This window comes from Paenibacillus sp. SZ31 (assembly GCF_012912005.1).
In the GTDB taxonomy this organism is placed as follows: domain Bacteria; phylum Bacillota; class Bacilli; order Paenibacillales; family Paenibacillaceae; genus Paenibacillus.
Map to the genome: position 1 here is coordinate 371,748 of NZ_JABBEA010000004.1, position 13,102 is coordinate 384,849.

Consider the following 13,102-nt stretch of genomic DNA (forward strand, 5'->3'; position numbering starts at 1 on the left):
ATCAGAGTTCGTTATCATACTCTCTTCCGCTCAAAGCAGAGGTTTTTGTTTTTTTATTATCTATTTTACTCTGTTTATATCCCAGTTAAGCGATCCTGAAATGCCTTTAATGTTCGCTGACCTGCGGATCGATCATATACAGCAAATACAATTCGTTCAAAGGAATCCTTGAACCCCTCTCCCACTAACACATCATGAAAATACTTCGCCACCACTGTCGGTTCATTACGAAATACTCCACAACCGTAAGCGCCCAGCACAATCGTGCGGTGACCATTCGAAGCAGCCACGTCCAGAATATAACGGATACGTTCCTTCATCACGGACTCAATCTGTAGATCATCAGCCTCTCTACGCTCTTTCACCACACCCGCATTAACCGCTGGCGCAGTGATGAATGATGATACATAATATTGGTCCAGCAGTCGGTCTTCATCATCACGAATTACGGGAACACGAGGTGAATAGATCATATGATCGGAATAGAGACCCGATCGCCGCTTGCGATTGTACTCGTACATTTCATCCATTTGGGCGATGCACGGGTATAGTCCTGTCGCTCGGGCCAGACTCTCTTCCTGTGCCTGGCTTCCACCAAGAAAACCACCACCCGGATTTTTTGCCGATGCAAAGTTCAAACAGACCACATCTTCTCTTCCTTCAACTACCGTCAAACGTGAAGCCGCTCCAAGTGTAGTCTCGCCAGTAACCTCAATGCGAACCGACACAGCCTCAGATTCTGCTTCAGTTAATGAAGCTACCGAATGAGTTTCTGCGCGAGCTTCTGTACGAAGCTTTTCTCTGAGTCCGGAAAGCTCCGACGGACGATATAACACTGAATTACGGATGGCCTGCTGCTCATCCCTGCCGATCTCAACCTTGCGATTATATCCATTTACATACTGTCCTGCTTCCAGAATAGCCAGCGTCTGCTGTGCGATATTGGCCCGCAGGGAACGTGGATTGGAGCTAGTGGAGCCTGCTGATTTATTAAAATTATTCATCTGAATCCCTTCCTATATCTTCTCTTAGACGGGTCAGAATCTCACCCAGCCAGTTGGTTCCCCGCCACGTTCTTCGGTTACGAATACGCGGATCTTCCTCCGCCAGTCCCACACCCCAGATGCGATCATCCGGGCTTGCCTCCACAAGGGTCGTTCCACGAGTGCCGCGCAGCGCGGTTAGCAGTTCTTCGTTTTGTGTGAATTTGGCTAAATTGCCCTCGTAGACAATGCGCTGGCATTCCGCTTCCCATACTGTCTGGTCGAAGCCTGCGACCTGTCTGCCCAGCTTTTTTTGTACCGAAGCAGAGCTTGCCTTCAGAATTTTATCTGCGATGGTCTGATCGCCAAACAGTAGCGCTTTCTGGTGCATCATGTATTGCTCCGCACTCGTGTAGTGAACCCCGTTCACGGTAAAATCCGCCGGGTGCCACTGTGAGAACGGAGATACAGTCCGCCAGAAAAATGTAAACTTTTCCATCCATATCCCCTCTTCACTTGTTCCTCATGGTTGTAGCGATCCCGCCCCTGGCTTGAATCACTTCGTCCTACTTCATTAATAATTACCGTGTCTACAGTGTCTGCCTCTCTGGATTCAATCGGTACAAGCGTGATGGTCGATGACCGGCACTGCTCGCATAATCTCCTGTCTCGATGACCCAATCGGCGATTTTGCGCCGGAAAGCGGCAGCCAGCAGCTTTTTGCCACTGATGATCTCATGTACTTTCTGAAGGGCAGTCAGTGTGAACGTTTCCGGCATCAGATTGAATGCAATATCCGTATACTCGATCTTCGATCGCAGACGTTCAAGCGCATAATGAATGATCTTGGCATGATCAAAGGCAATCCCCTGAACCTCACCCAACGTCAAATTATGACTCCGCACTCGTCCTTCCACCGTTTCTTTCGTCTCAACAATGGCCGACAACTCTTCTGTTCCATTGGTCAAAATCAACTGAAGCTTGCGTTCTGTCACACGTCCACGCTCGTGAATATGCCGCTTTTCTTCCAGAAGTCGCTGCTCCACCCGAAACCAGTTGGCCTCGCTGGCATCATCGCCAGCCTGAAGCTCCAGCTCGCTGCTATCGACCAGCGCCATATAGGAACAGCTAATGACACGCGTACGTGGATCACGTTCCACATCTCCCCATGTGTACAGTTGTTCCAGATAAATATCATCCAGCCCCGTCTCCGTCAGCAATTCCCGCCGAGCAGCATCTTCCAATGATTCCTGCATGGAGACGAATCCGCCCGGTAACGCCCATTGGCCCAGATAGGGATGACCACCACGCCGGATCAGCAGTAACTGGAGTTCGGGTTCCGCAAGCTTGCGATAGTTCTCCTGAACTTCTGTGCGTATCGTAAATACCAGCATGTCCACGGTGACGGAAGGACGTTCGTAATCACCAGCATTATACGTTTCCAGAAACTGTTGTTCACTGATATGTACGTGATCCTGATGCTCCCGATAATCAGGGGCTTTTCCTCCAGATGAACCTTCGTTAGTCATCGTATACAAACCCCATTCTGTTATTAACAATATGTTATTAACATTTAGATAATATCAATTTATCACACCATTTTGTCTCAGGTCAATATTTCCAGTTCAAAATAAATGAGCTCCCATCACTTGACGATATGTCAAATCAAACTTATGATTTAGTTAGTCGACTAACTAAATGAATATGAACGGAGCGGATGATATGAACCCAGTCCAAAACGATCGGTTAATGGGACAGCTATCCGAACTCGTGAAGCTGAAACGCTACAAGGTTCATGAAAAACTTGTGAACCACCCCGAGTTATACCCGGGCCAGCCGCCTTTGCTGTTCCAGCTTGAACGGGAGGATGGCCAATCCCAGAAAAATCTGGCCGAACAACTTCGGCGCAGTCCCGCAACCGTAACTGTCATGCTCAAGCGCATGGAAACGTCCGGTTATGTGAGACGTGAAGCGGACCCGAAGGATCTGCGCAGTTTACGGGTATTCCTGACGGATCAGGGACGCTCTGCACTACGAGAACTGAGAGAAGTGGTTCAGGAGTTGGAACGGCAGGCCGAGAAAGATTTTACACCGGAAGAATCCCGGCTGATGTCTACACTTGCACAGCGTATGCTCCAAAACCTGCGTGAATCCTGAGATGATGCATACTCGCGATATCGCTAACAACAACTGGTTTGAAGCAGCTAAAGGTATGATGGAATTGATTCACTTATGCTATGAAGATTGAGGTGATTTACTATTGTGGACGTTAAAACGATTCTTGACCCCGTATAAGTCGGCGGCGATCCTCGCCCCGCTGCTCATGGTACTTGAGGTTACCATGGACCTGCTCCAGCCCAAGCTGATGTCCAGTATTGTAGATGATGGTGTGCTTGCAGGCAACCTGTCCCATATCGTAACTACAGGTCTGATCATGCTACTTGTTGCGTTAATTGGCTGGGTCGGCGGCGCAGGCTGTACACTCTATTCAAGTAAGGCTGCCGTGGGATACGGCACGGATCTGCGCCAGGAGTTGTTTGACCATATTCAAACCTTCTCCTTCCGTAATCTGGATACGTTTCAGGAAGGATCTCTGATTACTCGTCTGACGAGTGACATTACCCAGATGCAGACCTTTGTACAGATGCTGCTGCGGATGTTTATTCGTTCGCCGATGCTGATCATCGGTAGTATCATCATGGCATTTACGATCAGTGTGAAGCTGGCTTTGATTCTTATTGCGACTGTGCCGGTACTGTTTATTATTTTATTTATCCTGATAAAAGCGTCCTATCCGCTGTTCGCCAGCGTTCAGAACAAGCTCGATCAGGTCAACGCAGTCCTTCAGGAGAATCTTGCCGGCATTCGTGTCGTCAAGGCGTTTGCACGTGCGCGTCTGGAGAAAAAGCGGTTCAAACAATCCAATGAAGATTACACCTCAACTGCCGTCAAAGCTTGGCGTATTGTCACACTGAATGCACCCGTACTCAGCCTGATGCTGAACGTTACCATTGTAGCGGTGCTGTGGTTTGGAGGTTTCCAGGTAGTGGGAGGCGATATTGCTGCCGGGGATCTAATTGCTTTTATCAACTATGTCACGGTTGTACTCTCGTCCCTCACGTCGATCGGCATGATGATGATGAGTTTCTCCCGTGCCAAGGTATCTGCTGCCCGGATCAACGAGGTGTTACATACGGAGCCGGATATTCAATCGGGAACCAACAACTCTGGGAATGTACAGTCACACCAGTCTAACCGTGAGCAGTCCTCATACCAACCGTCTCCCCTTCCTTCACGCGTAGCGGGTCAAGTGGAGTTCAGAGACGTATCTTTCCGTTATGACGGAGACCATACACTTACAGGAATTAACCTGATCGCTCGCCCAGGTGAGAAAGTAGCCCTGATTGGCTCAACAGGCTCAGGCAAAACCTCGCTGGTGCAACTGATTCCCCGTCTGTATGATGCTTCTCAGGGTGAAGTGCTCGTGAACGGAGTGAACGTTCGCCACTGGGATCTTCAGGATCTTCGCAGCCGTGTATCTATTGTGCTTCAAGAATCCATTCTGTTCAGCGGCAGCATCCGGGATAATATTTGCTTCGGCCGGCCCGGTGCAACGGATGCTGAATTACGTGCTGCGGCACAAGCTGCGGCAGCGGATGATTTTATTATGAAACTGAAGGATGGCTATGACACGGAGCTGGGTCAGCGCGGGGTCAATCTGTCCGGTGGACAGAAACAGCGTATATCCATTGCACGCGCCCTGCTCATGCGGCCAGAAGTGCTGATTCTCGACGATAGCACCAGTGCTGTGGATTTACGTACGGAAGCGAACATTCAGAAGGCTTTGCAATCCTTGATGAAAGACAGCACGACCTTTTTGATTGCACAGCGGATCTCCTCCGTGAAGGATGCAGACTGTATATATGTCATTGATGAAGGACAGATCGTTGCCCGGGGCACACATGATGACCTTATGGCTCATTCTTCACACTACCAAGCGATCTATTATTCGCAGCAACGGAAGGAGGATGTTCAATTTGGCTAAACCTGCATCTTCCTCTAATCAACAAACGGTCGTGCCTCCAATTGGAAGACCCGGACCAGCGGGAAGAGGACCTGTTCCCAAAGTCCGAGCCAAAAATGCTCGCCATGCCCTGATTCGGGTATGGTCGTACATGGGACGTCATCGCAAAGGAGTTATTGCTGCATTGGTGCTAACTGCTCTCGGCACACTGCTCAATCTGGCAGGACCTTATCTTCTCGGCCGTGCTGTTAACGAACATATCGTGCCCAAAGTAACAGCGGGTTTGCTGAAGGAATGTCTCCTCTTGCTGAGTGTTTATGTCCTTGGCTCTCTCCTGATGTGGGCTCAATCCTATGTCATGATTGGTGTGTCACAGTTGACCGTTAAGGATCTGCGACATGCGTTGTTCTCTCGACTACAAGAGCTGCCGATCAGCTTTTTTGATAAAAATCAAAGCGGGGACCTGATGAGCCGGGCCACCAATGATATCGATAACGTATCTACAACGTTGAATCAAAGCGTAACTCAATTAATGTCTAGTGCCATCCTGCTCGTTGGTTCCTTGTCGATCATGTTTGCACTCGATGTCCGGCTTACCCTGCTCAGTCTGATAACGGTACCGTTGATTACCATCGCCACTCGCCTGATTGCGTCAAGAACACGCAAACACTTCACCGCCCAGCAGAAATTACTTGGTGAGCTTAACGGGTATGCTCAGGAAACCATTGCTGGACAAAAAGTTGTAGCGGCTTATAACCGTCAGGATCAGGCACATCAGCATTTTCAGAACCTGAACGAGAAACTGCGCACATCCAGCACACAGGCCCAGACTGTTTCAGGTCTGGTTGGCCCTACAATGAACGTAATGAACAACATCGGGTTTGCCATACTCGCTTCTGTTGGTGGATGGATGGCTTATCATGATCTGACGTCCATCGGACTTATCGTCAGCTTTCTCGCTTACTCCCGCCAGATTGAGCGGCCGCTCAACGATCTGGCCAATCAGTACAATCTGATTCAGGCTGCAATCGCAGGTGCTGAGCGCGTGTTCCACATCATGGATACACCTGGCGAATATGTGGAGGAACAGAAGAAACAACTGGATCAGATTCAAGGTAAAGTGGTATTTGAAGACGTCTCCTTCGGGTACAGTGCGGAGCGAGACATTCTGAAGAAGGTTAGCTTTACCGCAAAACCGGGTGAGATGATTGCACTTGTTGGACCCACCGGCGCAGGTAAAACGACCATTATCAACCTGTTACCCCGTTTCTACGAGATTACAGGCGGACGGATTACCATTGATGGATATGACATCTCGGAACTGGAGAAGGATCCATTGCGGCGACAACTCGGCATTGTGCTCCAGGATGCCTACCTGTTCTCGGGTACCATTCGCGACAACCTCGCCTACGGCAAACCGGACGCAACGGATGAACAGATCCGGCAAGCGGCCGAGCTGGCGAATGCACATTCGTTCATCCGCAAACTCTCACAGGGCTACGATACCCCCATCATTTCCGGGGGAAGCAATCTGAGTCAGGGACAACGACAGCTGTTAACCATTGCCCGGGCCATTCTGGCTGATCCAGCCATTCTCATTCTGGATGAAGCAACGAGCAGCATCGATACGCGTACAGAGATGCAAATCCAGGAAGCGATGCGCACATTGATGAAAGACCGCACCAGCTTCGTCATCGCCCACAGGCTGAGCACAATTCGTGAAGCTGATCAGATTCTCGTCATAGATGATGGACAGATCGCTGAACGGGGAAGCCATGACGAGTTGATGCAGCAACAAGGATTCTACTATCAGTTACATCAGGGACAACTAAAATGATCTGATACGATGTGGGGTCTACACATTAGGTTAATAGAAATACTAAACGCCGCATGGGGTTCTCCAGGACCCATACGGCGTTTTTTTGTTTATTGATTATGTTGTTGCTGTTTCTGGGTCCGTTATACGAGTTACGCCTCCATTGGCAGATGAAGCGTGAAAGTAGAACCAACCCCCATCTCACTATGGACGGTAATTTTACCGTTGTGGTCCTGAACGATTTTCTGGCAGAGTGCAAGCCCGAGTCCCGTTCCTTCTTCTTTGGTCGTATAAAATGGATTAAAGATCGTGGATAGCGAATTTTCCGGAATGCCACTTCCCGTGTCTGTAATCGAGACGAGTACTGCTTCCCCGTCCTGCAACAAATCCATATGAACCTCGCCAGGGTCTTCCATCGCTTCAAAAGCGTTACGAATCAGATTGATCAATACTTGCACGATTTTATCCCGGTCCATGTTGACCATGACTGGCTCACTAGTCATTTCAAGCGTAATCCGATGCCCTCGGGATGCCGCGTCTGACTCGGTCAAAGACATGACACGTTCAAGGCAGTGTCCCAACTGTTCCGGTTTCATGTGATTGGCATGTGGTTTGGAGAACTGTAAAAATTCTGCCGTCAGATCGGTTACCCTCGTCACCTCTCCCATAATCACTTCATACCACGGGGCGATATTGTACGCTTGTCCACGTGACAGCTGCAGAAATCCCCGAATTGCGGTGAGTGGGTTCCGAATTTCGTGAGCCATACCAGCGGCCAGTTCCCCTACAGCTCTTAGCCTTTCGGAACGGAATACTTCTTCTTCATTTTTCAGCCATTTGCTGCGCTGTTGTTGAAGTAACCTGTCCTCGGCAACCGTCATAAAGTGCTGCAAGGTATCCGACATTTCCGGGTAGAGAGAGATGCTATAGCTAACCTGTAGGCCTTGAAGCTGAACGGACAGTAGTGATGCGATTCGTTCTTCCACGTCCTGTATCTCCGGCAAAACGACTGCAAAACGATCTCCCGCATATCGGGATATGCCATACGCCTCGGTGAACTGATTGGTAATCATTTCGCCTGTTCCCGTGATCACCGAACACCAGGGATCTTCTGAATCTTTTTTATATCCGCTAAAATTATTGACATTCAAAAGGACAAGCAGAAAAGAGCGACGCTCTTCCACTGTCTTATGCAGCACTTCCATGTAACCTTCATAATTTAACAATCCGGTAAGCGGATCATGAAGGGTTAGAAATCGATTTTTTTCCCGAAGCCGACGCTTCTCGACCTCACTGTTAATCAACGTGTGATACAAAAAAATGATAACAACTGAGGTTAACAGGTCAAATAACGAAACCAGCAAAGCATATGTATCTACAGGCACATACGAAAGCCGAATCACCGTATATTGCAGCATGAGTAGCAGTGAGATCGGTAAAGTCTGTGCTACGCGTTGTTTATCCTGAATCATCGAAATAATGAGCATATAATACAGCATGTTGCACCAGTTCAGTTGACTGAAATAATGGAATAGTCCGAGAAAAATCCAATGAAATATCCGCAGCACAGGATATCTTCTCTCCCCATAAATACTCGCTACCAATAAGGTCCCCGCTAACAACATCAATGCCGGATGAGGGGTAAGCCTTAGAACATAAGAGGACAGAATGACAAGCAGACAGCCTAGTGGGAATATCACCATTTTCATCGTGTAACTTAGCAAATAGCCTCGCCCCCTTTGACATAAAAAATCACATCTAACAACTTATGTACATGTATTATATCGAGTATGATTAGCTGATGTTGTCGATTAGTGGAGGCTTCTCAAATTCGCATGAATGTATAAATTATGAAGGCAATAGGACATATGCATGAATTGTAATAGGCAAAAGTGAAACAATTATTCTACGCATGGATCATCATTGTGATACAATACATTAATGGATTAATTTAGGATAAAATCATAGTTATGGAGGAGTCTACATGACAACACAACGAAAACCACTGGGCCTCGGAACGCTCTCTCTGCTCGTACTGTTGATGGGTCTCGCCTTTAACTTCCAATGGGGCAAAACAAATTTTATGATCAGCCATTACCTGTTCAACTTAATAAACATACCTATCTATAGCAACGGAACTCAGGGACTTCACATTCCTTTTGTGGTAGCAGCCCTTTTCTGGATTCCGACCTTCTTAATTGCCAAAAAATATCGTGCACATTTTGGCACAAGTGTATCTTATAACGTCGCCGGATTTATGCTGCTCTTTTGCATTATTGGGCTATTTATCCCCGTTATCGATTGGATAGTCAATGGTTAAACAATTAAAGCCAGCTCTCTATATCCTGAGGGCTGGCTTCTTTGCTGCTTTTCCATATAAGATGAACAAATTATTTACACGATAACGTAGAAGACAGAAATAACCTGAAGAAGCGGAGCGTTCGCCTAAAAGCTTTCTGAAAGAAAGCTGCATCGGAAGCATATGCTATCCCCAGATTTTCACTTCTTTAGAAGGGAATCAAAAAATCTGGGGATAACAGCGATCAGAAGGTTGTTCTGTCATCGGAGTGACTGGTGTAACCTTTTTTGGCTCATCTTATTTTTTCGCCATATACTTACGAATATCAAAAGCCACCGCAGCAACAATGATCAATCCTTTGATAATCAGCTGCCAGTATGGACTTACACCGATAAACGTCAGGCCATAGTTGATGACCCCGAAGATCAGTACACCTGCCATAACTCCAGGCACAGTCCCAATACCTCCAGCCGTTGATACACCACCTACCACACATGCGGCAATCGCATCCAGCTCATACATGTTACCGTAATTGTTTGTTGCTCCGCCTGTGCGTGCTGCCTCAAGCACACCACCCAGACCATACAATGCACCCGCAATGGCATACAGGGCAACCAGGTTGCGTGCTACATGAATCCCGGATACATGCGCTGCCTGAATGTTGCCACCGATCGCGTACATGTTTTTGCCGAGACGTGTTTTATTAAAGATCACCCAGCAGATTAACGCCACCGCAATCGCAATGAGGACGATATAAGGGATGGAATAACCCCCGCCCAGATCAATGTAGCCAGAGCCAATGACAGTGAAGTCGGGTCTCAATCCTCCGATCGGCTGCGACTGGTTAGGTTCCGTATCAAAATAAATGGAATTCAGTCCATACACGGCTACCATCGTACCCAGCGTTGCGATAAAAGGTGGAACATGTAATTTGGCGACAATGAGTCCATTCACCAATCCCACGAACAAACCTGCGGTAATCCCGACAAGAATCGGCAGACCTACCCACAACTGGGGCAGATCGGGGAAGAAGCGGTTCGCATACTCGTCAATTTGCAGCATCGATGCCGATACGACAGCCGTTAGACCAACCACCCGTCCAGCGGACAGATCCACCCCGCCCGTGACGAGGATAAAGGCTGCACCGAGCGCAATAATGGCCCGTGTGGAGGACTGCTGTAAGATGTCCCGCAGTGTGGAGAAGGCCAGAAAATTCGGATCGGCAATCGCAATACCAATGATGAGCAGAATCAATACGATAAAGATTGCGCGCTGTGTGACATATTGTTTTACTTGATTGATCATCTGTGTGTTCATCTGTTTCCCTCCTGACTAAGCCATCCGTTGCTGCGCGGCCAGCCTCATAATATTCTGCTCGGTTGCCTCGGCTCCGTCCACGATTCCAGTGAGACGCCCTTCGCTCATCACCATTATGCGATCCGACATGCCCAGCAGTTCTGGCATCTCTGAGCTGATCATGATAATGCTTTTGCCCTGACGAGCCAGTTCCATAATAATGGTGTAAATCTCGAATTTGGCTCCTACATCGATGCCACGTGTCGGTTCATCCAGCAGAAGTATCTCCGGGTCGGTCAGCAACCAGCGAGCTAGTAGAACTTTTTGTTGATTACCACCAGACAGGTTGCGAATTAGCGTGTTAACTGAAGGGGTTTTGGTTCTGAACTTCTTCGTCTGTTCGCGTGCCTCTTCGCGGCCCTTTTTCTCGTCCAGCAAGCCCATACGATTTCGGTAGCGCCCCAGACTCGCAATGATCGTGTTCTCATACACCGACAACACAGGGAATATCCCTGTAACCCTTCGTTCTTCCGTGAGCAACGCAATGTTATGACGTTTCGCTGCTGCGGGAGAGTTAATTTTCACCTTGCGCCCATGAATCGAAATGGTACCTGAAGCGAGTCCGCGCAGTCCGAACAAAGACTCAATCAGTTCTGTCCGCTGTGCTCCAACCAGGCCGCCAATGCCGAGCACTTCACCTTTTCGCAGCTCAAAGGATACATCACGAAACGATTTGGACTGGTTCGATGTCAGACCCTCGGCTTTCAATATCACTTCACCGGGTACGTTCGTCCGTTCCGGGAAACGTTCATCCAGATCACGGCCAACCATGCGCGTAATAATAAGATCTGTCGTTAAATCAGCGGCATCCCAAGTCCCGACAACGAAGCCATCACGCATGATCGTCACTTCATCCGAGATCGTCAGGATCTCCTCCATCTTGTGTGAAATATAGATAATGGATACGCCGCGACTGCGCAGTTCATTGATAATGGCGAAGAGCTGGTCCACTTCCTTGCCTGTCAGGGAAGAAGTTGGCTCATCCATGACGATGACTTTGGATTGAAAAGAGACCGCCTTGGCGATTTCCATGGATTGAATCTTGGAGACAGACAGTGTTCCCGCCTGAGTCTTCGGATCAATATCAAGGTTCAAGTCCTTGAACAGGGCCAGCGTATCGATATACATCCGTTTCTCGTCCACCAGTATTCCCCTCATCGGAAAACGACCCAGCCATATATTCTCCATCACCGGACGATGCGGGACCGGATTCAGCTCCTGATGAATCATGGATATGCCTTGCTGAAGTGCCGCTTTGGAATTCGGAATATCCACGTCCTTTCCTTCGATGCGTATCGTTCCTTCATCCGGGCGATACATGCCGAACAGACATTTCATAAGTGTGGATTTCCCCGCTCCATTCTCTCCCATCAAGGCGTGAACCGTCCCCGGCTTTACTTTCAATGTGACCTGACTTAGTGCCTGCACACCCGGAAATGCTTTGGAAACTCCATTCATCTCCAGCAGGTAAGGTGACTCCATCTTGGTTCCTCCCTTCCATATGACCGGCAAAAAAGGGACGCTACCCGAATGACGGACGTCCCTGTCTCGTACTGTTATTGGGCGTCGGCAATGTTGTCTTTTGTAATCTTTTTGTAGGCAATCCAGACATATTTACCATCTGTAATGTCATATTTGGTATTTTCCTTTGTTGGTGTCTCACCTTTGGCAAGTACGGAAGCCAGTGCTACCGTGGCTGCACCCTGATTCTTGGCATCATTGAGCACCGTGCCCAGCATCGTGCCATCCTGGAGAGCCTGAATGGCTGGAGCTGTTGCATCTACACCTACCACCGGCATGGATTTGCCATCCTTGAAGTATCCGGCTGCTTTCAAAGCCTCAATGGCGCCCAAGGCCATGTCGTCATTGTTTGCGAGCACAGCTTCAATCTTGTCACCATGGGAGGCTAGGAACGCCTGCATTTTCTCCTGACCTTTCACCCGGTCCCACATCGCCGTGTCTTCCGCCAGTGCTTCCACTTCGATACCGGCATCCTGGATCGCCTGAACCGAATATTTGGTCCGAAGCTCTGCATCCTGGTGACCCGGTTCCCCTTTCAGCATGACGTATTGCAGTTTGCCATCGCCGTTTTTGTCCGCTTCCGGATGTGCTTTCCAGTAATCCACAATCAGCTGACCGGAGATCGTACCGGACTCCTCCGCTTTTGCTCCTACATAGTACACTTTATCCCATTTGTTCATATCTTCAGCTACTGGCTCACGGTTGAGGAATACCACTGGAATGTTCGCTGCCTTAGCCTTGTCAATGATGACACCTGCCGCCGTCCGGTCCACCGGGTTCACGGCCATTGCATTGTATTTCTTGGACACAAACAGATCCACTTTCTCATTCTGGGTCGGCTGTGCATTCTGGCTATCTACGATATCCAGGGTCGCAATGCCTTCCGCTGCTGCGGTCATCGCATTACGTACACCCGTCATGAATGTATCATCAAATTTGTAGATGGCAACACCAATCTTGGGCGTTTCCGTACCGGCTGCTGTCTGGCCTCCTGTATCTGTTCCCGTACTTCCACCTGCGCTGTCTCCGCCGCTACTACACCCCGCCGCCACAACCATACATGCCGTAATCAACAGTGTCATCCATGTTTTCTTCATATCCTA

At 48.8% G+C, this 13,102-nt stretch carries 11 protein-coding genes; 4 read left to right on the forward strand and 7 right to left on the reverse strand.

The annotated features are described in order from the left end of the window. Positions 1–74: 74 nt before the first annotated feature. From HF638_RS11570 to HF638_RS11580, 3 genes are all read right to left on the reverse strand, one after another. A complete protein-coding gene (locus tag HF638_RS11570) occupies positions 75–1,004 on the reverse strand; it encodes a TIGR02452 family protein (protein ID WP_169480325.1) in 930 nt (309 codons plus the stop codon). Beyond that, positions 997–1,482, reverse strand: a complete 486-nt coding sequence (locus HF638_RS11575) for an NADAR family protein (protein WP_169480326.1) — start codon at positions 1,480–1,482, stop codon at positions 997–999. Before HF638_RS11575 ends, HF638_RS11570 begins: the two co-directional genes overlap by 8 nt. A gap of 91 nt (positions 1,483–1,573) precedes the next feature. Next, on the reverse strand, positions 1,574–2,512 hold the full coding sequence (locus HF638_RS11580; protein ID WP_211175598.1) for an NUDIX hydrolase: 939 nt from the start codon (positions 2,510–2,512) through the stop codon (positions 1,574–1,576). Positions 2,513–2,705: 193 nt separating this feature from the next. Between HF638_RS11580 and HF638_RS11585 the strand changes: the two genes are divergently transcribed. From HF638_RS11585 to HF638_RS11595, 3 genes are all read left to right on the forward strand, one after another. Next, the gene (locus HF638_RS11585) at positions 2,706–3,140 is read left to right on the forward strand and encodes a MarR family winged helix-turn-helix transcriptional regulator (RefSeq protein WP_169480327.1); all 435 of its coding nucleotides are present in this window, start codon (positions 2,706–2,708) and stop codon (positions 3,138–3,140) included. 103 nt (positions 3,141–3,243) lie between these two features. Continuing rightward, positions 3,244–5,028 carry an ABC transporter ATP-binding protein gene (locus tag HF638_RS11590; RefSeq protein WP_169480328.1) on the forward strand — a complete coding sequence of 595 codons (1,785 nt, stop codon included), beginning with the start codon at positions 3,244–3,246 and terminating at the stop codon, positions 5,026–5,028. Further along, positions 5,012–6,844 (forward strand): ABC transporter ATP-binding protein, encoded by a 1,833-nt coding sequence (locus tag HF638_RS11595; RefSeq protein ID WP_481856152.1) that lies wholly within the window; start codon positions 5,012–5,014, stop codon positions 6,842–6,844. The genes HF638_RS11590 and HF638_RS11595 overlap by 17 nt, the downstream gene beginning before the upstream one ends. Positions 6,845–6,975: 131 nt before the next feature. On the opposite strand, the gene HF638_RS11600 is transcribed toward HF638_RS11595, so the two are convergent. Then, positions 6,976–8,547 carry an ATP-binding protein gene (locus HF638_RS11600; RefSeq protein WP_248278112.1) on the reverse strand — a complete coding sequence of 524 codons (1,572 nt, stop codon included), beginning with the start codon at positions 8,545–8,547 and terminating at the stop codon, positions 6,976–6,978. A gap of 260 nt (positions 8,548–8,807) precedes the next feature. Between HF638_RS11600 and HF638_RS11605 the strand changes: the two genes are divergently transcribed. Beyond that, entirely contained in the window at positions 8,808–9,143 is a 336-nt protein-coding gene (locus tag HF638_RS11605; RefSeq protein WP_169480330.1) for a hypothetical protein, read from the forward strand. 276 nt (positions 9,144–9,419) lie between these two features. Here HF638_RS11605 and mglC read toward each other — a convergent pair whose 3' ends face one another. From mglC to HF638_RS11620, 3 genes are all read right to left on the reverse strand, one after another. Then, entirely contained in the window at positions 9,420–10,439 is a 1,020-nt protein-coding gene (gene mglC, locus HF638_RS11610) for a galactose/methyl galactoside ABC transporter permease MglC (protein WP_036606383.1), read from the reverse strand. Between the two features lie 15 nt (positions 10,440–10,454). Beyond that, on the reverse strand, positions 10,455–11,960 hold the full coding sequence (locus HF638_RS11615) for a sugar ABC transporter ATP-binding protein (protein WP_169480331.1): 1,506 nt from the start codon (positions 11,958–11,960) through the stop codon (positions 10,455–10,457). Between the two features lie 74 nt (positions 11,961–12,034). Continuing rightward, positions 12,035–13,096: a galactose ABC transporter substrate-binding protein gene (locus tag HF638_RS11620; RefSeq protein WP_036672480.1), complete on the reverse strand. Its 1,062-nt coding sequence runs from the start codon at positions 13,094–13,096 to the stop codon at positions 12,035–12,037. Between the last annotated feature and the right edge of the window lie 6 nt (positions 13,097–13,102).

What these genes read in the sequence shown, in the direction of transcription:
- HF638_RS11575 (WP_169480326.1), bottom strand. Translation starts at nt 1,482, where the DNA reads ATGGAAAAGTTTACATTTTTCTGGCGGACTGTATCTCCGTTCTCACAG.
- HF638_RS11605 (WP_169480330.1), top strand. Translation starts at nt 8,808, where the DNA reads ATGACAACACAACGAAAACCACTGGGCCTCGGAACGCTCTCTCTGCTC.
- HF638_RS11570 (WP_169480325.1), bottom strand. Translation starts at nt 1,004, where the DNA reads ATGAATAATTTTAATAAATCAGCAGGCTCCACTAGCTCCAATCCACGT.
- HF638_RS11585 (WP_169480327.1), top strand. Translation starts at nt 2,706, where the DNA reads ATGAACCCAGTCCAAAACGATCGGTTAATGGGACAGCTATCCGAACTC.
- HF638_RS11615 (WP_169480331.1), bottom strand. Translation starts at nt 11,960, where the DNA reads ATGGAGTCACCTTACCTGCTGGAGATGAATGGAGTTTCCAAAGCATTT.
- HF638_RS11595 (WP_481856152.1), top strand. Translation starts at nt 5,012, where the DNA reads ATGTTCAATTTGGCTAAACCTGCATCTTCCTCTAATCAACAAACGGTC.
- HF638_RS11620 (WP_036672480.1), bottom strand. Translation starts at nt 13,096, where the DNA reads ATGAAGAAAACATGGATGACACTGTTGATTACGGCATGTATGGTTGTG.
- mglC (WP_036606383.1), bottom strand. Translation starts at nt 10,439, where the DNA reads ATGAACACACAGATGATCAATCAAGTAAAACAATATGTCACACAGCGC.
- HF638_RS11580 (WP_211175598.1), bottom strand. Translation starts at nt 2,512, where the DNA reads ATGACTAACGAAGGTTCATCTGGAGGAAAAGCCCCTGATTATCGGGAG.